Raw genomic sequence first — 18,573 nt, 5'->3', positions numbered from 1 at the left:
TTTAAGGAGGTTTTTAGATGAAGAAATGGATGCTTGCATGTACTCTAGTCGTTTTGGTTGGATGTTCGACGAATGTAGAGTCAACTGCTGACTTCCCAAATCGGACAGTTGAAATTATTGCTCCAGCAACGCCAGGAGGGGGCTGGGATATGACGGCGCGATCGATACAGCGATCGCTAGTCAGTGATGGACTTCTAGAAGAAAGTGTCACCGTTTTAAACAAACCAGGTGGCGGTGGAGAGGTAGGCTGGCAATACCTTAACCAACAAAACAGTCATTATGCAGCGGTAAACTCTAGCCTATTAATTACGAGTAACCTGCTCGGACAAAGTGATTTATCTTACGAAGATTTTACACCGCTTGCGATGCTATCGACAGAATGGCTCGCCATTGCATCCAGATCTGATACTTCATTTGAAAACGGTGCCGACGTGATGCAGCAATTAAAAGAAAACCCTACTTCCTTGACGATTGGTGTAAGTCCTTCACTTGGTTCAGGCAATCATTTGGCATTTGTTCAAGCAGCTGTTGCGTATGGTATCGACCCGACCGAGCTACAATTTCTTGTTTATAGTAGCGGAGGCGATATTATGAATGCCCTATTAGGTGGGCACATTGATATAGCTACAAATTCTGTGTCCGGTTTTGCCGAACAGTATGAAGTCGGTGAGGTCTCAATCTTAGCCATCACATCAGAAGAGCGACTGGATGCTTTTCCAGATGTTCCAACGTGGACAGAAATGGGTGCGGAAATGGTCTTCCCTCACTGGCGCGGTATTATGGGCCCATCAGAAATGGCTGAAGAAGAGGTAGCGCAATGGGATGAATGGCTCTCTTCAATGGTTGAAACAGAGGAGTGGAATACTATCCTTGAAAATAATGACTTAGACGCTTTTTATATGAATAGTCATGAGACGATTGCGTTTATGGAAGAGCAAGCAACATTTTTTGAAGAAATTATTGTGGACTCAGGTCTTGCACCTTAAAAAGGAGGTTAACAGTATGCAGGTCGTTCGATTATCAATGCCACTTTTTTTTATTGTTTTGAGCGTGGCTTATGCGCTCTTAATCTTGCAGCTACCACAAGCTACACTGGGGGACCCGTTGGCACCGATTTATTTTCCACTCGCTATTTGTATCGGACTTTTTTTGTTTGCCATCATTGATTTAATTCAAGTTATGAAAGAAAAAGGGGAAAAGGATACGGAGGATTTACAATTACTCGTTCAGAAATCAACGCTGATAACCATTGGCGTCATCATTTTACTCTGTCTCGCTTATACGTTGTTATTTGACTACGCAGGCTTTTTGTTGTCTACCGTCGTATTCTTAGTTGTTTTGCTCTTTTATTTAAACGGTTTAAAGAAATGGCGTATGAATGTACTTGTAACAGGCATTGTCTCGTTCAGCACATGGTTTATATTTAGTCATTTGCTTGAAATTAGCTTGCCGGGATTTGGAGGGTAAAGGCATGGAGTGGTCAATCATTATCGATGGGCTTTTTACCGCACTCGAACCAATGAATATGGTGTGGCTCATTTTTGGTGCCTTGTTAGGTACAATCGTTGGAATTCTTCCGGGTCTAGGTCCAGCAACTGGAGTAGCGGTTTTAATTCCACTAACGTTCGGAATGAATCCAGTAAGCGCATTAATCTTAATGTCTTCAATTTATTACGGAGCGCTTTTTGGTGGATCGAGGAGTTCCATACTTATTAATACACCGGGAGATGGTTCGTCCATTGCGGCGACGTTCGACGGTTATCCAATGACATTAAAAGGCCAAGCAGGTCAAGCCATGTCGATTGCAGCGATGGCGTCATTGTTTGGTGGCATCATGGCGATTTTTGGCTTTATCTTTCTTGCCATTCCCCTTGCTCAATTTGCGTTAAACTTTGGTCCAGCCGAGTATTTTATGCTTTTTCTTTTCACATTATCAGCAGTTGTTGCCCTTTCAACAGGAAAAATGATCAAAGGGTTTGTTGCCATGTTTGCTGGTCTAGCGATAAGCACGGTTGGAATTGATCTCCAATCAGGTGTGCATCGATTCACATTTGGTGTTCCGCATTTTACAGATGGTATTAACTTCATCGTCATTATTATCGGGATTTATGCGCTAGGAGAAGTCTTATACAATATGTTTCCAAAGAAAAAAGGACAGCAACCAAAAAATGACCAAGCCATCGGTAGCAAATGGTTTACAAAAGAACAATGGAAACGATCGCTGGGACCGATTTTTCGAAGTGGACCACTTGGTTTCTTTCTCGGTGTTTTACCAGGATCAGGTGGAACGATTTCCTCTTTACTTGCGTATTCTACCGAAAAACAACTATCGAAGCGAAAGGATGAATTCGGTAAAGGGGCAGTAGAAGGACTTGTCGCACCTGAATCAGCCAACAGTTCAGCTGCTGTAGGGTCACTCATTCCTATGTTAACAATGGGTATTCCAGGATCAGGTACAACCGCTGTTATGCTTGGGGCGTTAGTCATGATTGGTATTACTCCAGGACCTTTATTGTTTGAAAATAGCCCGGATCTTGTATGGACGCTCATTAACAGTATGTTTATAGGAAATTTAATTTTAGTCATTATTAATATTTTAATGGTAGGCATGTTAATTAAGGTGTTACGTACACCTGCCAATGTGCTGTATCCTATTGTGTTGGTTTTATCGTTTATTGGTGCATATACACTTGGGTATAGTACCATCGATTTTTACTTGCTCATTATTGCAGGCTTAATTGGCTTACTTATGCGCGTATTAGACTACCCTGTAGCACCATTGATTTTAGCCCTTATCGTTGGTGGAGAAATGGAGCAAAACATGCGTAGAGCCTCCATTATTTATGAGAGTCCACAGGCGATTTTCTTTGCCTCGCCAATTGCAACGACATTGTTCTTCTTAACGTTGCTTTCCTTAAGTTATCCTCTTATTTTGAAGCTATTTAAATGGAGAAAAGGAACTGGAACAGGCGCTTCCATGTAATCTATCAATCGTTATCTTGTATGCATACAATGAAAAAAGTATCATAGGGTAAAAACGTAGAGAAAGGTGGAGCAGTGTGCGAAGTATCTACTTGTTCGTATATGGGACCTTGCGTAAAGGGGGCACAAATGCACACTATCTAGAATCGGCAACTTGCTTGAAAAGGGATTGTTATGTAGAAGGAGAACTACATGCGACTCCATATGGCTATCCAATCGCACGGTTTAAAAAGGGCCAGTTTATACGTGGTGAACTCTACAGCGTGTCTCCTAAAGTATTGGAAGCTGTAGATAAATTAGAGGGGTATAAAGAAGGTCGACTCACTGGGAATGAGTACGAACGTGTAAAAATCAACGTTATTGTAGATGGGAAAACGGTGCAGGCGTTTGGTTATATAGCGACGGATTTTTTTAACCATATTGTGGAACCGATACCAAATGGCGACTGGATGGCCTATCGCCCCAATAAGCATGTATAAAGTAAAGCAAAAGACGAAAGCCCTGTTTAGAAGGGTTTTCGTCGTGTTTATGAGCTTTTCATTCTAAATGATATGCGATGGGTGAGAGGGCAATGTGAATGAAGTTTATGTTTGATTAAATTTGTTATGGTAATGAGCAAGAGCAAGTAGTGGATAGAAATGCCGATAACTATGATAGTGGAAATAGATTCGATCAGCTAATCCTTTCCCGACTGGGTATGCATCTGTCCAGTCTGAATTAGTATCTAAATGGGCAAGCAAATAACGAATCCCATCTCGAATGGACTTTTCAGGATAGTCCAGTACAGCAATGAGTGCATCGATCGCCCAAGCTGTTTGGGTGATGTTGCTTGCAGGGAGGGTGGTAAACCCCTTGTTTCGATCACTTAAGCATGATTCTCCCCAACCACCATCTAGATGCTGAATGCTTTTAAGCCAGCTCACCGCTTTCGTTACACAAGAATCATGTTTAGACACTCCAGCTGCGCCAAGAGCTGTTAAAGCTGCCCACGTACCATAAATGTAATTTACACCCCATTGTCCCTCCCATGAGCCGTCTTTTTGTTGATTTTTTTTAAGCCAGCGAATGCCTCTTTTAAGGACCTTTTCATCTTTTTGTATGTGGGTGAAATTTCCGAGGAACTCTATGGCTCTACCGGTTAAATCAGGGGTGCTTGGGTCAGTAAGAATGCCTTTGCTTTCTTGGATCGGGAGGAGTGCGAGCAGACGACTATTGGTGTTTTTTTCAAATGCACCCCAACCACCGTCGCGATTTTGCATAGAAGTGACCCAGAGGGTACCTCGTTTCCACGCTTCTTTTATTTCTTGATTCTTCACGGCTGGTGCTGTGATCGCACGAAGTGAAGAGGTCGTATCATCCATATCCGGTTGGAACGTATTAATGGTAGAGAATCCCCAGCCACCAGGAAGTATTTCTGGATTATGAACAACCCAATCTCCGTACGTATCGTGCTGTTTCTTTACTAAGTAGCTTGATGCTTTTTGAATCATTTCGTCTGATGGCTTTACCTTGGCTTCCTGTAAGGCATAGCTAATGAGCGACGTATTCCAGATCGTTGCCGTTGTAAATTGTATATGGGGTCTCCCATTGACTGTAGTTTGAAAAGACTTTAAACCTTCAATTGCTTTTTCAATTAGTGGATCGTGTTTGGGATGACCTAAAGCAAGAAGAGCAAATACCATAAACATCGTTGATGTGAAATAACTAAAGAGTGTCCCATCTTTTTCAGTTCCGTTCATCATATAGTGCTTTGCCTGACTAATGGCAAGTTGATGGATATTCGTTGGACCGGTGATTACTTTTTTAACTAAATAGTGTATGGTGCCGTGAAGTTTACGAGATGCCTCTCCGTTCACCCAATCTACAAAAGGGTCGTTTCTTGACTGGCTATACAAGTCAGAAAGGTCGGGACTTCTTGATGTTGTGACTTGCAATTTATGATCGGCAGCGATCAAGAGAGGTACCATATGAGCCCGCCCATAGACAGACATACTAAATAAATTAAATGGAAAAGCAACTGGTAATAGAATGAGTTCGATAGGAACAGGAAAGAAAGAAGGCCATTTGTATTGTCCTGTTAGCAGAAGGACAAATTTTGTTAATAACGTTGCTTGTTCCATACCACCATTTGCAACAATAAAATGCTTTGCTTTTTGCAGGCGCTGATCATTTTTTGAGAGATAGCCAGAATACAAGAGTGCATAATAGCATTCAACTGTTGTCGTCAGATTCCCTTCGTGCTCATCTTTAACGAGTTTCCAAGCACCGCTTTTCTCCTGTAAGCTTAAAAGGCGCTCGGCTAATGCTTCAATAAGTGCCTCATCGTCCTTCTCCAACGTACGTAATAAAATAATCATATAAGCATCCGTAAACGTTCCCGCTTCAAATGGATACTGCCATGAGCCATCTTCATGTTGGTCTTCCCGAAGCTTTGCAACTAATGCCTCCATAGCTGCTTGAATCTTCATACAAACCCTCCCACCGAACCGTCGCTTTTACAACCTATTCAGCAGGAAAAGCTGTCATGACGATAAAAGAAAAAAGACAGCTCCTTGGCAGGTGCTGTCTTGTTCCACTCTATCAGCCTTTTGTACCCGAAATTACCACCCCTTGAATAAAATATTTTTGTGCAAAAAAGAACAGAGTGAGAGGTGGTAGCACAGCCATAACGGAAGCGGCCATAAGTAGCTGCCAAGGTGTAGCCGCGTACGCAGCAGTGAAATTTGCTAACCCTAGAGACAATGGATAAAGCTCTTGTGAATTTAAATAAATGAGTGGACCCATTAAATCATTCCAGCGAAACATAAATTCAATAATGGCAGCTGTTGCCATCGCAGGCAAGGAGAGAGGAAGGATAATCTTAAAGAAGATCGTTAAGTAGCCGCCGCCATCAATGGTCACAGCTTCATCCAGTTCTTTTGGTAAGCCGAGATAAAACTGTCGTAACAAAAAGATTAAGAATGCACTCCCAGCAATGGCTGGAATGGTTAAGGGTAAATAAGAATCCACCCATCCAATCGAATTAAACAGTAAATATTGTGGGATCATCACTACTTGTTGCGGCAGCATCATCGTACTTAAAACAATAGCGAACAAGAACGTTTGCCCTCTAGCGCGAAATCGAGCAAACCCAAATGCGATCATGGCGGAAAAGAAAACGGTACCGACTACCGTGACGACGGTGTACCAAGACGTATTCCAGAGGTAGGTTGCAAACGGGTGGTTCTGAAAGACTTCCAGATAGTTGGACCAGTTCCAGGTAGTAGGAAAAAAAGAGAGTGGATTTGAAACGATCTCATCCAAACTTTTCACCGATGTAAAAAACATCCAAGCTACTGGAAACAAAAACAAAGATAGACAAGCCATTAAACCAGTATACGTAAGAATTTTCCCACCTTTAGATAGCTCGCCAGGAGAATAGTGAGTCTTATTAAATAGGTGCTTCATGTGCTTGACCTCCTTGATTATTTGTCATATTCGTAGTGGACATTTTTCCGAGATACGTAAAGAGCTAGGAATGTAAGAACAAAGATGATTAAAAATAAAATCCAAGCTTGAGCAGATGCGTACCCCATACGATTTTGGAAAAAGGCTGTTTCAAACAAATAATAAACGTAGAAGTAGCTCATCCAATCGGGTCCACCATCTGTAATCACGTACGCTTGAGTGAAAATTTGAAACGACGCAATGATGGAGATAATGACATTAAAAAGAATAATCGGTGAAATCAATGGGATCGTGATGTTTCTGAACCGTCTCCAAGCACTTGCTCCATCTATAGCTGCAGCTTCATAAAGCTCTTTTGGAAGCTGTTGCAGACTAGCGAGGAAAATAATCATCGTACTTCCGACTGCAGTCAACTGCATAAGGACAAAGGAAGGAATAACGGTATAAGGGTCCGTAAACCAGCCAGGTCCTGTCAAGCCAAAAACTTCATATAGAAAGGAATTGACGACTCCGAATTGAGGATTTAGAATCCACATCCATAGAAAGGCGACAGACACTCCTGAAATGATGGAGGGCGCATAAAAGAAGGTTCGAAAAAAGGCCTGCCCTTTAATTTTGGCATTCAGTAACAAAGCAAGCCCAATGGCTAAAACAATGGAAAAGGGAACGGCGAGAGCAGCGTAAGCTGTCGTGACAAATAAGGAGCGATAGAACAATGGATCAGAAAAGAGATTCACAAAGTTTTGTAAGCCTACAAACGAAGCTTCACCCATGATGGCATAATCGGTAAAGCTAAAGTAAAGCGAAGCGATCATAGGACCAGCGATAAATACAGTAAAACCGATTAACCACGGTGAAATAAATAGCCAAAAGTACTTTTCTTCTCTCCTTGCCCCAATAGATGTATGTTTAAGTGGTTTTCGACTCCGATTGGGCGCTGTGTTCGTTTCCATTTGTAATCCCCTCCATCCCGTTAGTAGGTGAGTGACGTCATATTTTGTTGAAGTTCTTCTATGCCTTCATCAACGCTTTTTCGACGATCGTAGATCGCATTGATTGTCATGTTCTGGTGTTTTAAAATAGGTGCAAAGTTTGAAATCAAGTGGTTATCAGTTGGTCGCCCATATTGCAATGCGCCTTCTTCTGCAATGCGTAAATCAGCAACCGGTATGCCTGTTCTTTCCGAGATAAGCTCAAACCATAATTCTTTTAAATCAGAGTGAGCCGGACTCTCTAATGTCATCTCGACCATCCATTTCGCGGCTTGTTCTGGATCTAATAGAAACTTAAGAAATTCCCAGGCTTCTTCAGGATGCTTACTACCTTCACTCATTGCCCAAGGGTCGACATACAAGGAAATCTGGCGCTCATCGTTTGTATAAGGATAAGCGGCTAGCCCCCAGTTTAAGTCTGTATTTGCATACTGGCGTGTGCCCCAACCACCTTTCATTACCATGCCAACGCGTCCACTTAAAAACGGATCACTTAGCTGTTGTAGAGCGGCAATTTCACTTTGTGGTGGCATTACTTCATGGACGTTAATGAGATCAGAACGCTGTTGGATCGCTTCACGGTTCCGTGGATTTTCCGTAATAACAGGCTCTGTTAACAAACCGGTTTCATAATCTTCTTCTGCAAAAAAATCACCGCCAAATGCCCAAGCGTTTTTATTAGGCGAATCTTCATCTAAGACACCATAGACTCGCTGTGTAGGAGGAAGGTCATTCTGTGTAATCGCTTGTGCTGCTTCAATCATGGCTTCATAATTCCAACTTTCGTCGTTCCAATCGGTCGGAGGATAGGCCACACCTGCTTCATCAAAAAGATCCCGATTGTAATAAAGAAAGGAGCCCATTGATAATATTGGAATGCCGTAGACACCATCTTCCATTTTATAGACATCGGTTAATGTGTCATCGATACCATCTAGGACATGGGGGTCTTTTTCTAAAAAAGGCGTTAAGTCTTTAAGTGCTCCCATTGCATAGTAACTGCCAAACCCTGAGTCTGCCCAGTTCGGTGACCAGACATCTGGGACGTTGCCACCAGCTATCATCGTCTGCAATTTTTGATCAATTTCACCTTGAGGAATCGTCTGTAACTGGACGCGGATGCCAGGGTTTTCGTCTTCGAATGCTTCAATCACTCGATGTTCCCATTCAATAAGGTTCGGATCACTACGGACAAGCCAAGTGAGTACGACATCTCCTCCTCCAGACGTTTGTTCATCTGAACAACTCGCTAGCAGAGATACACTTGTCACAATAGGGATAAGTAAAGCTGCTTGAATCCTTTTCCTCATTCCAATCCCTCCACGAGAAGATATAGTAAGCGCTTACATAACTCTTCTTGATCGGTAAAGAAAGTCCTGCTTCATTTCTTGTACAATATGCATGGAAAGAAGTAGATATGCAGGGAATCACGTTGAAATGCAACGAATAAGTGTCTAGAGGTAGACGAGCATGGAGAGGGAAGGACTAGAGATCTTAACGGGAAACCCTTTTTTAGTTAAAGGCTCGGTTAGGTTTAAGCAGGTCTTGAATGAAGAAGGGATTTGGATACAAGAGTAATCGTAAGGCATGGTCTCTGAGACGTTGGCTTATTTGACCTATCCTTGATGAATATGCAAAAAACAAAGAGCGGCAAAAAACACAGGAGGAAACGTCAATGAATGGGGCTGTAGCGTTAGATCAAACGTTGGGTTTTGAATGCTTCCATTTCTTTTTCCTCTAGCGATTGCTACCGGTTTTTCTGAGAGCAGATTCACTTCAATCTCCCTTAATGCTATAAGCGTAGACTTCACTTCTACATTCCCTTGTTCAGTGGTTACAATTAACGTTCTCCCCACAGGTTGTTCACGTATCTCTCCAATTGTCATTCCCTGCTCTTTAATCGTCCATGATGCATTGGAGAGAAATGCCCGGATTTGGTTGTTCAGTCTAAATTGAAATTGAGAATTAGATGATTGGATCATTAGATTTGAAACAAATGTTGAAGAAAGGTGACGTCCGAATGTTTTCTTTAAATCGCTTTTTGTAAATCGACGAAATGTGCCAATTGTTGCTTCGTCGCTTTTTACATGAATTTCTTTTAGACTCGCTTTATAGGTAGGTATATCAAAATGAATGTTCATTCTAAGCATTCCCCCGTTCGTTTTCATTAATAATAGTTTGACAATTCCGCAAAAACTGCTCATACTTCCTTTAAAACAATCTTTGATAAGAAAAACGTATCTGATTGATGGAGGGTATGTCAACAAAAGGGAGCTGAGAAGATGAAAGCGATAGTGGATTGTCCTCGACCGAAATTTGTTAGGCAAGGCTGGGAGCTGCTGAATGGCCAATGGGCATTTGGCTTTGACGATGAAAATGTAGGTCTTAAGCAACGTTGGTTCCAAGGAGATAAACTAAATCAAACGATTGCTGTTCCTTTTACGTATGAAACAAAACAAAGTGGAATTCAAGACGAACAGTTTCATCCAGTTGTTTGGTATGAGCGCCATATAACGATTGCCAAAGAGAACCAGAAGAAACAGGTTCTTCTTCATTTCCAAGCAAGCGATTACAAAACAACCGTTTGGATAAATGGATGCTTTGCTGGAGAACATGAAGGTGGCTACACATCGTTTTCGTTTGACATGACTCCGTATCTAGTAGAAGCACAAACACAACAGATAACCGTGCGGGTAGAAGATAGCATGAGCATGGACCAACCAAGAGGGAAGCAGCGCTGGATTGGAGAAAATTTTGGCTGTTGGTATGTCCAAACAACAGGCATTTGGCAATCTGTATGGGTTGAATATGTGAGCAAGCAACACTTGAACAAAGTGGATATTCAGCCAGATTTAGATGAACAAGCGGTGAGCTTTGCGTACGACCTTCGTGGCGGCGTCACTGGAGTTGAAATTGAAACGATCATTACGTTTAAAGGGTATGAAGTAAGACGGTTTTCATTGACACCCGAACGAGAAGAGACTCTCTTTAAAGTTGATTTAGCGTCAGCGATTCATGAATGGCGTGTAGCCGTCTGGTCACCAGAGCAACCAAATTTATATGAGGTGGCCTTTGTCGTTCGAAAAGATGGACAAGAGGTTGACCGAGTGCAATCTTATTTTGGTCTTCGAAAAATTTCAATTAAAAATGGACGCGTTTTGTTAAATAATCGTCCCATTTACCAAAAGCTCATTCTCGATCAAGGTTATTGGAAAGATAGTCATTTGACACCCCCTTCTTTTGAAGCCCTTGAAGAAGATATTGATGCGATTAAAGCATTAGGATTCAACGGAATTCGTAAACATCAAAAGATTGAAGATGAACGATTCTATGCTCTGTGCGACCAGAAAGGGTTGCTTGTATGGGCAGAAATGCCATCCTCTTATTCTTATTCAAGGAAAGCTGTGAAAGCGTTTACTGAAGAATGGTTGGATGTTGTCGAGCAACTCGCCCATTATCCATCTATTGTGACGTGGGTTCCGTTTAATGAGTCATGGGGTGTTGGGCAAATCTTTACGAATACTCAACAGCAAGCATTCACTGAAAGTATTTACTATGGAACAAAAGCAATCGATGCGACGAGACCGGTCATTGTCAATGATGGCTGGGAGCATACGGTATCTGACATTATTACGCTTCACGACTATGAAGAATTTGCAGATCGTTTAGTCCAGCGCTATGAAGATCAGAACGCAGTTTTAGGAAACGCGTATCCTCATAACAACGATAAGTATGCATTTGCAGAAGGCTATCAATACAAAGGGCAACCGGTCATCATCAGTGAATATGGTGGCATTGCTTTTACAACAGAAGATGGCTGGGGATATGGAAATCAAGTGAAGTCTGAAAAAGACTTTTTAGCTCGCTATGAGAGTATAACAGATGCCATTAAAGCCTTACCTTATGTAAGTGGTTATTGTTACACCCAAATTACCGATGTTCAGCAAGAAGTAAACGGGTTGCTTGATGAAAATCGAAAGCCAAAACTGAAAGTGGAAAAAATAAAAGCACTTAATGATAAAGCGTAAGGGAGAGATATGATGGTGTACGTTTGCCCCAAAATCTTGTCGTAAGGACAATAAGTTCCGTATACCTTATTATAAAGGGGTGATGCGGATGAAACGCTGGCTGCTTCTTATTGCTTCTATTGGGGGGATCGTATGTCTCTCTATCAAACTGGTTTATTACTACGAAGAGCGTTCGTTAGAAAGTCTCATTTACTATAATGAAGATGATGTAATGATTATGGCTGTAACCACAGATATAACAAAGGTTGAACAAGCAAATGAATATGAATTTTACTTGGAAGACCGTGAACAAATGGAAAAGTTAATGGAATTTCTCTCTGCTTATCAAGTAAAGCGAGTGTCCCAAACCCATTATCAAAGGCAACTCTTATATGGAACACAACAACAAATTTTTGTTAGTCATTATTCTCATACACCATCTGTTGCTTTTATAGGAGAAGCAGGTGTTCATTTAGTGGATGACGGTACGTATCAAGTCATGAATGGTCCTATTGATATGAAATGGCTAGCTGAATTTATTGACGAGAAGAATGAGAGAAACGCAGAGTAGGTTTAACATGAATCGACAAAAGGAAAGGGAGGTTAGCAAACGTTATAAGAAAGTAGGGAGTCGATGTCGATGTTAAATGAAAAAGAGCTCTTGCTAAATCAAGGAACGATTGGGAATCACATTTTCAAAAATCGGTACATTGTGGCACCAATGACGCGTGTGTCTTCATCACAAAATGGAGAGCCGAACGAGACGGTGCGCCGTTATTACGAACGTTTTGCAAAAGGTGGATTCTCTGCCATTATTTCAGAAGGGATCTATCCAGATAGAGAACATAGTCAAGGGTACGAGTATCAACCTGGCTTAGCTAGTCATGAACAAATGGAAGCTTGGAAGCCCATCGTCGAGACGGTTCATGAAAATCGAAGTTTATTCATTGCTCAACTCATGCACGCAGGGGCTCAGTCCCAAGGGAATGCTTATACGAGTGAGACTGTGGCTCCAAGCGTATTCACGCCCCCTCGAGATAAAGTGGCCTTATATGGTGGACAAGGACCTTTCCCTGAGGCACGGCCCCTTTCAATTGAAGAGATAGAACAAATTAAAAAAGGGTTTGTCGAAGCAGCGCAACGAGCGCAAGAGGCAGGGTTTGATGGCATAGAGCTACACGGTGCTAATGGTTATTTGCTTGATCAATTTCTTTCAGAAGGAAGTAACCAACGTGAGGATGCTTACGGTGGTTCAATTGATAAACGACTGAAACTGATTGTCGAACTGATCGCAGAAGTGCGAAAAGCCGTTGGGGCTACGATGCTGCTCGGCGTAAGGATTTCACAAATGAAAGCGACGGACCCGTCTTATACATGGGAAGGTGGCGAAGCAGAGGCAGCTGCGATCTTCTCAATCTTAGGAGAGACAGACGTCGATTATATTCATTTATCTGAGAGTGACGCAAAGATTCCGGCATTTGGACAAGATTCCATGCTTATGTCAGAAGCGGCGAAACGTTATTCAAACAAACCGATTATTGCGTGTGGAAGTCTTGAAAATCCGGCTGAAGCTGCAAAACTTGTTGCCATTGAACAGTGTGATTTTATCGCATTAGGTAGACAAGCTCTTGTTCACCCTGATTTTCCGAATCGCTTTGACCAAGGAGAACCTCTGATGGAAGTGAGTCATGTAAAGAACATGTTAACCGATAATACAACGCCAGCTGCTGCTATATCGGAAGAGGAATTGAAGATAGACTTGATTAAAAATGAAGAAGTAACAAAGTAAGAAGAAGGTTGTCATACCTTCTTCTTACGTGTGTACTCTTTGATTTAAAGACATCGTTTCAACTCGCTCATTTTGCTCTTTGACTGTGAAGCCAAACGATTCATAGAACGTTTTAGCTCGACTGCCTTTAAAAATTTTTAACGAAATCTCACGTTTTTCTTTGTATTGCTCCACAACATGCTGAAAAACAGTACGACCCACACCGTTCCCTTGAAACGACGGTTCAATATAAAAGTTCTTCAATTCAACAAGATCCTTGTGCTCAACGATGCCAATGCATCCGATTGTGCCTACCTCGTCCACATTAATTAAGTAAATGTGTTCAGGCTGGAAATTCTCTTCAAAGCGTTTAGAAACGCGTTCGTAAGGAAGCTGATGGCGATCAAAATCCGCTTTTAAAACATTCATTCTTAACTGTGCTAAATAGGCTTTATCTGAGTAGCTACTTTGACTCAACATGAACATTTTTTAAGCGGAAACCTCCTTTGCTTCCTTTCTATACACGAGCTTTAGCCATTCGTATACAACTAAATCTTTTTCTTGAAACGTTAGCCCTAACGTAGGTGCCAACTGAGAAAAGAATGGGTCATGGACTTGTTTCCAGTAGGAAAGGGTTTGATCGCCTTCGCCTTCCGCATAGGCGTGTCTCTCCGTTATTTCGTTATAAGGAAGAACATCCACTTTAATGGTTTGCATAATGGCTTGAGCAATACCGTCTCCATCTAAAATAATGTTCCATTGCCCTTCGAATGGTAAAAGTTCATTTTCTTTTTCATAGGCTGCATAATAAGAGGAAGTACCTTGCTTCTTTCCTTCCAATACAAGTTTGCATAAGTCATCTGCCATCTCTTTTGTACCATCCCCAAAAGCCCACGCTGTGTAAGTAGAATGAGTGAACGTAGGGTGTTGAGATGTAAAAGCGTTCCACATTTCTTGAATAGATGGATGTTCAGTCATCGCAAAAACTCCCTTTCTAGCTGTGTTTGACCATTGTATATATGGTTTAGTTTACCATGAACGTATAGGTGATTAGAAACAGGACAGATGAAATGAAAGAGGTGCCTATTCAATGAACTGTCTTTTTTGTGAAATCAGTCAGAGCCGTCAGGATGCTAAAATCGTTTATGAAGATGAGCATTGCCTGGCGATACTTGATATATACCCGATTCGTCCAGGCCATACCCTCGTAATCCCGAAGAAACATGTGACAGATATCCATCAACTAGAGACCGACTCGTATATCCACTTAATGAAAGTCGTAAGGGAACGAAGCCGACATCTTCAAAGCACATTAAACCCGAAAAAAGTAGGTATGGCAATTGTTGGATTTGACATTGACCATCTTCACGTTCATTTAGTACCGTTGGAAGAATATCATGATCTTACCTCTCAAGCTTATTTGCACGGAGCATTGAAGCGAGAGACAGAGGAAGCATTGGCTATGATGCAAAGAAAATTAAAGTAGAAGCGCCGATTAGAACGGACGCTTCTACGTTATTGATCGAATAAATGAGTGGAGATTCCTTTTTCCTTGAGGAAATTCTCAATTTTTTGTTGTGCTTTTCCGTTCACATTGCTGGGAAGGTCGCCTACGAGCATAAAATCTTCTAGTCGAATCACTCCGCCTATTAAATTCTCAACAGCATCTTCAAAACGACCTATTTTTTCATCAAAATGATAAAGAAATTGGTTAAGCCCTGTTACATATTGTTGAATGAGCTCTACATTTTCTTCATAGCTAGCAGGTACAGTATTTTCTCCGATGTATGCTGAGAAATTTTTGTCATTGTCGTATAACAATGTAAGAGTTTCTGCTAGTAGTTTCGTTTCTTCTTCTGTAAGAAGGACGCCTGAATCGGTAGCATTCTCGAATTGATCCATCACTGCATATAAATCACCGCAAGCATTTAAATAGAATTCGATACTAGCGTTGAGTTCATCTTCTGTTAGTTCCGTGGCGACAGTGTCTGAAATGAAAATATCAGTCGGAACCACAATTTCCTCTAAATGAATTCTTTCTTCGATTTCGTTGTTAGCAAGATGAGTTTCGCTATCCTGTGAACAAGCACTAAACAATAAACCTAATCCAACAAAACAGATTGTGCAACCTTTCTTCATTTTTATGCCTCCAATGTCGTGCTCTAGACAAGTTCTTTTTCACAACGTACTTCCTTCTATAAATAAGGTGGATTCCCCTCTTTTACTAGGAAAATGGCGAATAGATAGGTAGTATCTGCATTTTTTTTGAGAGTTAAATTTCTGACAATTTAAAACTTTCTATTGACGAATTGATCAATGTGCATTACGATTGCCTTAACGTAACCGCTTACGTTAACCGCTTACGTTAATATCTGCATGAACTTGTACGATCATAATCTAATGATGAGGTGAAGTGAAACAATGGGAAAAAAGTGGAATGGAGTTTACCCGGCAGTATTGTTACCTTTTAAAGATGATTACAGTATCGATGAGGCAGGATTTAGAAAATTAGTCAGTTGGGTTGCCAGTCATGATGGCATTTCTGGTATCGTTGTAAATGGACATACAGGAGAAATTAACTCGTTGTTGCCACATGAACGGGCAGAGGCTGTAAGAATTGCTGTTGAAGAGTTAAATGGAAAAGTTCCTGTTATTTCAGGCTTGTCTGCAGAGGGAACGTTAGAGGCTGTTGAACATGCAAAAGCAATTGAAGAGGCGGGTGGAGAAGGAATCCTTTTAATGCCCCCACATTCGTGGTTGCGTTTTGGCATGCAGCCAGAATCAACAGTTCAATTCTTCAAAGATGTAGCCGCATCTGTTGATATCTCAATTGTTGTTCATCAATACCCTAATTGGACGAAAGCAACGTACACAACGGATCAACTTTTGGAAATGGTGAATATTCCAAATGTTGAAGCTGTGAAAATTGGTACCCGCGATATTGCGCAGTACGAAGTAGATGTAAGAGCACTTAAAAAACATGCGCCAGACATTTCGATTTTAACTTGTCACGATGAATATCTACTTCCAACTCTCGTACAAGGAATCGATGGTGCACTGGTTGGGTTTGGATGTTTTGTTCCTGATCTAATTGTTTCTTTAGTCAAGGCAGTGGAGGAGCAGGACCTTATTAAGGCTCAAGCGGTATACGATGAAATCTATGAGTTAAAACAGGCTGTTTATAAAATGGGTGAACCATCCTCGACGGCACATGCTAGAATGAAAGAAGCAATGTATCAGAGAGGTTTAGTACCGAGTGCGCTTGCAAGACCACCTGTTATACCACTATCGACAAAAGAAAAAGAAGAGATTAAACAGGGGCTTGATAAGGTGAACCTCTTAGTTTAAACAAATGGAGTGTTATACCATGGGAATTCGCATTAAAGATGTTGCAAAAGCCGCAAACGTGTCAACTGCCACGGTTTCTAGAGCTATATCTGGTAAACCCGGGGTAGGGGTGGAAACAACTGAGAAAATAAAAAAAATTATTGCTGAGATGGGGTATCGGCCAAATATGAGTGCGAGGGGGTTGGCTAGCCAACAGACGCACAATATTGGTATCGTTTCTCCGAGAGAAGGAAACACGGTTCTAGGAAATCCTTTCTTTACAAGAATTTTTGAGGGGATTTCGAACGTATTGGATAAAAACCAATACAATATGATTTCGTCATTTACCTATCAGCATCAGCAATATCTAGTTGAAAATCATGTGGTAGATGGCATCTTACTTTTCGCAGTTAGAGAAGATGACTCTCTACTAGTGCAATTGCGAGAATCGCGAATTCCCACTATTATTGTTGGGAGTTATGAAGAGGAAGATTTTCCTAACGTTTGTCCAGATGACAGTGGAGGAATTGCTTCGGCGGTTCAGTATCTGGTATCGAAGGGACATAAAGAGATTGAATTAGTAAATGGTCCAAAAACCGCTTTTAAAAGTCGTCTTTGTTTAGAAGGATACGAACAGGCGATGAAAGCTCATTCGCTGGATCCCCATTCAATAATAGAGGTTCCTGAATATGATTCAGTGGCGAGCTACAATCACTTTATTCAGAGGATTAACGATGCTAGTAATCTACCAACGGCTATTGTTTGCTCTTCAGATTATCTTGCATTCGGTGTAATGAAAGCAGCGAATGAACATGGTATTCGTATTCCGGAAGATCTGTCAATCATTGGATTTGGTGATGTGCCATTCTCAAGCTTCACAAATCCGACATTAACTACAATGCACACGAACCTATTAAAGTTAGGGACGACATCTGCACAGATGCTCATATCAAAAATAAATGGAAGTAATCTCAGGAAAAAGAAACGGTTGTTCCAAATGGATTTAGTTGAACGTCAATCTGTTAAAGAGCTCAAGTAATGACATGTACTGGAGGTCAAACAAAATGAACAGACAACTCAGGGGAATTGTTGTAGCAATTTCCCTTCTTATTTTTGTAAGCGCTTGCTCAAAAGGGGAGGCTAAAACCTATATTAATGTTGGAACAGCAGCTACCGGGGGTGCCTATTATCCCATCGGAATTTCAATGGCCGACATTATTTCATCTAATTCTGATAGTAGGTCATCTGCCGAGGTGACAGGTGGAGCACTAGAAAATGTAGATTTAGTTGACAAAGGAGAGTTGGAAATAGCTATAAGTCAAACTGCTTTAGTGTATGCAGGTTATCATGGAGAAGCTCCTTATCAAAGGGAAAATACGAATATAAGGAGCATGTTCGGCGGATTATCTAAAGGTGTATTTCACATTTTAGTGTCAGGCAATTCTGATATTTATAGTGTGGAAGATTTAAAAGGGAAAAATATTGTATTAGGTCCAGCTGGAGGTGGGGCAACAAATGTCGTTGCAGACATTATGAGTGTCTATGGACTTCAGTTAAACGATGTTAATGGAACGTACGTGTCATACAGTGAAGGGGTGGGAATGCTAAGTGATCACACAACAGACGCTATGATTGTACAGTCTGCTATACCAGCTTCCGCTATTGTTGAACTAGCTGCGACAGTTTCTAATTTCAGGATTCTTTCTATGGAGAATGAAATGGACGAGCTTCTTGATACATTCCCTTATCTGGAAGAAATTAAAATTCCGTCGGATCTTTATGGGACAGACAATGATATTACCACTGTGAATATATCCAATATGGTTATCGTAAATGCAGAAGTAGATGAGGACACGGTATATCAAATGACGAGAGATTTCTTTTCAAATATAGAAATGATACAGGATTCTCATCCATCAGCCAGGGAATTAAGTCTTGAATCTGCAACGAATAATCTTCCCATTCCCTTGCATCCAGGAGCAGAAAAATATTTTGAGGAATCTGGATTACTAAACTGAATCCTTAAACCGAAATGTGAGAGGAGAATGAG

19 protein-coding genes are annotated in these 18,573 nt (G+C 41.2%); 11 read left to right on the top strand and 8 right to left on the bottom strand.

Features of this window, described 5'->3' with window-relative positions; translation table 11 throughout:
• Window positions 1-17 precede the first annotated feature (17 nt).
• From PQ477_RS06015 to PQ477_RS06000, 4 genes are all read left to right on the top strand, one after another.
• A complete protein-coding gene (locus tag PQ477_RS06015; protein WP_274273179.1) occupies window positions 18-986 on the top strand; it encodes a tripartite tricarboxylate transporter substrate binding protein in 969 nt (322 codons plus the stop codon).
• Between the two features lie 16 nt (window positions 987-1,002).
• Window positions 1,003-1,467 carry a tripartite tricarboxylate transporter TctB family protein gene (locus tag PQ477_RS06010; protein WP_186370676.1) on the top strand — a complete coding sequence of 155 codons (465 nt, stop codon included), beginning with the start codon at window positions 1,003-1,005 and terminating at the stop codon, window positions 1,465-1,467.
• Between the two features lie 4 nt (window positions 1,468-1,471).
• Window positions 1,472-2,983 (top strand): tripartite tricarboxylate transporter permease, encoded by a 1,512-nt coding sequence (locus PQ477_RS06005; protein ID WP_144560215.1) that lies wholly within the window; start codon window positions 1,472-1,474, stop codon window positions 2,981-2,983.
• A gap of 76 nt (window positions 2,984-3,059) precedes the next feature.
• Window positions 3,060-3,461: a gamma-glutamylcyclotransferase family protein gene (locus PQ477_RS06000; RefSeq protein ID WP_035393773.1), complete on the top strand. Its 402-nt coding sequence runs from the start codon at window positions 3,060-3,062 to the stop codon at window positions 3,459-3,461.
• A gap of 105 nt (window positions 3,462-3,566) precedes the next feature.
• Here PQ477_RS06000 and shc read toward each other — a convergent pair whose 3' ends face one another.
• The 5 genes from shc to PQ477_RS05975 all read right to left on the bottom strand — a co-directional run bounded on the left by shc (window position 3,567) and on the right by PQ477_RS05975 (window position 9,562).
• Window positions 3,567-5,450 carry a squalene--hopene cyclase gene (gene shc / locus PQ477_RS05995; RefSeq protein ID WP_274273178.1) on the bottom strand — a complete coding sequence of 628 codons (1,884 nt, stop codon included), beginning with the start codon at window positions 5,448-5,450 and terminating at the stop codon, window positions 3,567-3,569.
• Between the two features lie 112 nt (window positions 5,451-5,562).
• Window positions 5,563-6,429: a carbohydrate ABC transporter permease gene (locus PQ477_RS05990; protein WP_274273177.1), complete on the bottom strand. Its 867-nt coding sequence runs from the start codon at window positions 6,427-6,429 to the stop codon at window positions 5,563-5,565.
• A gap of 17 nt (window positions 6,430-6,446) precedes the next feature.
• The gene (locus PQ477_RS05985) at window positions 6,447-7,382 is read right to left on the bottom strand and encodes a carbohydrate ABC transporter permease (RefSeq protein ID WP_052007637.1); all 936 of its coding nucleotides are present in this window, start codon (window positions 7,380-7,382) and stop codon (window positions 6,447-6,449) included.
• A 20-nt stretch (window positions 7,383-7,402) separates the two neighbouring features.
• Window positions 7,403-8,731 (bottom strand): ABC transporter substrate-binding protein, encoded by a 1,329-nt coding sequence (locus tag PQ477_RS05980; RefSeq protein WP_035393771.1) that lies wholly within the window; start codon window positions 8,729-8,731, stop codon window positions 7,403-7,405.
• 306 nt (window positions 8,732-9,037) lie between these two features.
• Window positions 9,038-9,562 (bottom strand): tubby C-terminal domain-like protein, encoded by a 525-nt coding sequence (locus PQ477_RS05975; protein ID WP_144560211.1) that lies wholly within the window; start codon window positions 9,560-9,562, stop codon window positions 9,038-9,040.
• 141 nt (window positions 9,563-9,703) lie between these two features.
• On the opposite strand from PQ477_RS05975, the gene PQ477_RS05970 reads away from it, so the two are divergent.
• The 3 genes from PQ477_RS05970 to PQ477_RS05960 all read left to right on the top strand — a co-directional run bounded on the left by PQ477_RS05970 (window position 9,704) and on the right by PQ477_RS05960 (window position 13,217).
• On the top strand, window positions 9,704-11,449 hold the full coding sequence (locus PQ477_RS05970) for a glycoside hydrolase family 2 protein (RefSeq protein ID WP_060704492.1): 1,746 nt from the start codon (window positions 9,704-9,706) through the stop codon (window positions 11,447-11,449).
• 88 nt (window positions 11,450-11,537) lie between these two features.
• Window positions 11,538-11,999, top strand: coding sequence for a hypothetical protein (locus PQ477_RS05965; protein ID WP_274273176.1), 462 nt, complete (start codon window positions 11,538-11,540; stop codon window positions 11,997-11,999).
• A 69-nt stretch (window positions 12,000-12,068) separates the two neighbouring features.
• Window positions 12,069-13,217 carry an NADH:flavin oxidoreductase gene (locus tag PQ477_RS05960; protein ID WP_274273175.1) on the top strand — a complete coding sequence of 383 codons (1,149 nt, stop codon included), beginning with the start codon at window positions 12,069-12,071 and terminating at the stop codon, window positions 13,215-13,217.
• A gap of 24 nt (window positions 13,218-13,241) precedes the next feature.
• On the opposite strand, the gene PQ477_RS05955 is transcribed toward PQ477_RS05960, so the two are convergent.
• Both PQ477_RS05955 and PQ477_RS05950 read right to left on the bottom strand, forming a co-directional pair.
• Window positions 13,242-13,682 (bottom strand): GNAT family N-acetyltransferase, encoded by a 441-nt coding sequence (locus PQ477_RS05955; protein ID WP_144560208.1) that lies wholly within the window; start codon window positions 13,680-13,682, stop codon window positions 13,242-13,244.
• A gap of 3 nt (window positions 13,683-13,685) precedes the next feature.
• Entirely contained in the window at window positions 13,686-14,174 is a 489-nt protein-coding gene (locus tag PQ477_RS05950; protein ID WP_274273174.1) for an ASCH domain-containing protein, read from the bottom strand.
• Window positions 14,175-14,286: 112 nt separating this feature from the next.
• Here PQ477_RS05950 and PQ477_RS05945 point away from each other — a divergent pair, with 112 nt between their 5' ends.
• Window positions 14,287-14,682 (top strand): HIT family protein, encoded by a 396-nt coding sequence (locus tag PQ477_RS05945; protein WP_052007631.1) that lies wholly within the window; start codon window positions 14,287-14,289, stop codon window positions 14,680-14,682.
• A 29-nt stretch (window positions 14,683-14,711) separates the two neighbouring features.
• On the opposite strand, the gene PQ477_RS05940 is transcribed toward PQ477_RS05945, so the two are convergent.
• Window positions 14,712-15,335, bottom strand: a complete 624-nt coding sequence (locus PQ477_RS05940; RefSeq protein WP_144560207.1) for an NDxxF motif lipoprotein — start codon at window positions 15,333-15,335, stop codon at window positions 14,712-14,714.
• A gap of 282 nt (window positions 15,336-15,617) precedes the next feature.
• Here PQ477_RS05940 and PQ477_RS05935 point away from each other — a divergent pair, with 282 nt between their 5' ends.
• Genes PQ477_RS05935 through PQ477_RS05925 form a run of 3 tightly spaced genes read left to right on the top strand, consistent with a single transcriptional unit; the run spans window position 15,618 to window position 18,541 of the window.
• Window positions 15,618-16,544, top strand: a complete 927-nt coding sequence (locus PQ477_RS05935; RefSeq protein ID WP_144560206.1) for a dihydrodipicolinate synthase family protein — start codon at window positions 15,618-15,620, stop codon at window positions 16,542-16,544.
• A 19-nt stretch (window positions 16,545-16,563) separates the two neighbouring features.
• Entirely contained in the window at window positions 16,564-17,562 is a 999-nt protein-coding gene (locus PQ477_RS05930) for a LacI family DNA-binding transcriptional regulator (RefSeq protein WP_035393756.1), read from the top strand.
• A gap of 25 nt (window positions 17,563-17,587) precedes the next feature.
• Complete coding sequence (locus tag PQ477_RS05925) at window positions 17,588-18,541, top strand: TAXI family TRAP transporter solute-binding subunit (protein ID WP_274273173.1); 954 nt, start codon at window positions 17,588-17,590, stop codon at window positions 18,539-18,541.
• The last annotated feature ends 32 nt before the right edge of the window (window positions 18,542-18,573 follow it).

It is taken from the genome of Shouchella hunanensis, assembly GCF_028735875.1.
Taxonomy (GTDB): Bacteria; Bacillota; Bacilli; order Bacillales; family Bacillaceae_D; genus Shouchella; species Shouchella hunanensis.
This window is presented reverse-complemented; position numbering and strand designations above follow the sequence as displayed.

What these genes read in the sequence shown, in the direction of transcription:
- PQ477_RS05970 (WP_060704492.1), top strand. Translation starts at nt 9,704, where the DNA reads ATGAAAGCGATAGTGGATTGTCCTCGACCGAAATTTGTTAGGCAAGGC.
- PQ477_RS05990 (WP_274273177.1), bottom strand. Translation starts at nt 6,429, where the DNA reads ATGAAGCACCTATTTAATAAGACTCACTATTCTCCTGGCGAGCTATCT.
- PQ477_RS05935 (WP_144560206.1), top strand. Translation starts at nt 15,618, where the DNA reads ATGGGAAAAAAGTGGAATGGAGTTTACCCGGCAGTATTGTTACCTTTT.
- PQ477_RS06015 (WP_274273179.1), top strand. Translation starts at nt 18, where the DNA reads ATGAAGAAATGGATGCTTGCATGTACTCTAGTCGTTTTGGTTGGATGT.
- PQ477_RS05955 (WP_144560208.1), bottom strand. Translation starts at nt 13,682, where the DNA reads ATGTTCATGTTGAGTCAAAGTAGCTACTCAGATAAAGCCTATTTAGCA.
- PQ477_RS05975 (WP_144560211.1), bottom strand. Translation starts at nt 9,562, where the DNA reads ATGAACATTCATTTTGATATACCTACCTATAAAGCGAGTCTAAAAGAA.
- PQ477_RS05925 (WP_274273173.1), top strand. Translation starts at nt 17,588, where the DNA reads ATGAACAGACAACTCAGGGGAATTGTTGTAGCAATTTCCCTTCTTATT.
- PQ477_RS05950 (WP_274273174.1), bottom strand. Translation starts at nt 14,174, where the DNA reads ATGACTGAACATCCATCTATTCAAGAAATGTGGAACGCTTTTACATCT.
- PQ477_RS05930 (WP_035393756.1), top strand. Translation starts at nt 16,564, where the DNA reads ATGGGAATTCGCATTAAAGATGTTGCAAAAGCCGCAAACGTGTCAACT.
- PQ477_RS05940 (WP_144560207.1), bottom strand. Translation starts at nt 15,335, where the DNA reads ATGAAGAAAGGTTGCACAATCTGTTTTGTTGGATTAGGTTTATTGTTT.
- shc (WP_274273178.1), bottom strand. Translation starts at nt 5,450, where the DNA reads ATGAAGATTCAAGCAGCTATGGAGGCATTAGTTGCAAAGCTTCGGGAA.
- PQ477_RS05965 (WP_274273176.1), top strand. Translation starts at nt 11,538, where the DNA reads ATGAAACGCTGGCTGCTTCTTATTGCTTCTATTGGGGGGATCGTATGT.
- PQ477_RS05985 (WP_052007637.1), bottom strand. Translation starts at nt 7,382, where the DNA reads ATGGAAACGAACACAGCGCCCAATCGGAGTCGAAAACCACTTAAACAT.
- PQ477_RS06010 (WP_186370676.1), top strand. Translation starts at nt 1,003, where the DNA reads ATGCAGGTCGTTCGATTATCAATGCCACTTTTTTTTATTGTTTTGAGC.
- PQ477_RS05960 (WP_274273175.1), top strand. Translation starts at nt 12,069, where the DNA reads ATGTTAAATGAAAAAGAGCTCTTGCTAAATCAAGGAACGATTGGGAAT.
- PQ477_RS05945 (WP_052007631.1), top strand. Translation starts at nt 14,287, where the DNA reads ATGAACTGTCTTTTTTGTGAAATCAGTCAGAGCCGTCAGGATGCTAAA.
- PQ477_RS06005 (WP_144560215.1), top strand. Translation starts at nt 1,472, where the DNA reads ATGGAGTGGTCAATCATTATCGATGGGCTTTTTACCGCACTCGAACCA.
- PQ477_RS05980 (WP_035393771.1), bottom strand. Translation starts at nt 8,731, where the DNA reads ATGAGGAAAAGGATTCAAGCAGCTTTACTTATCCCTATTGTGACAAGT.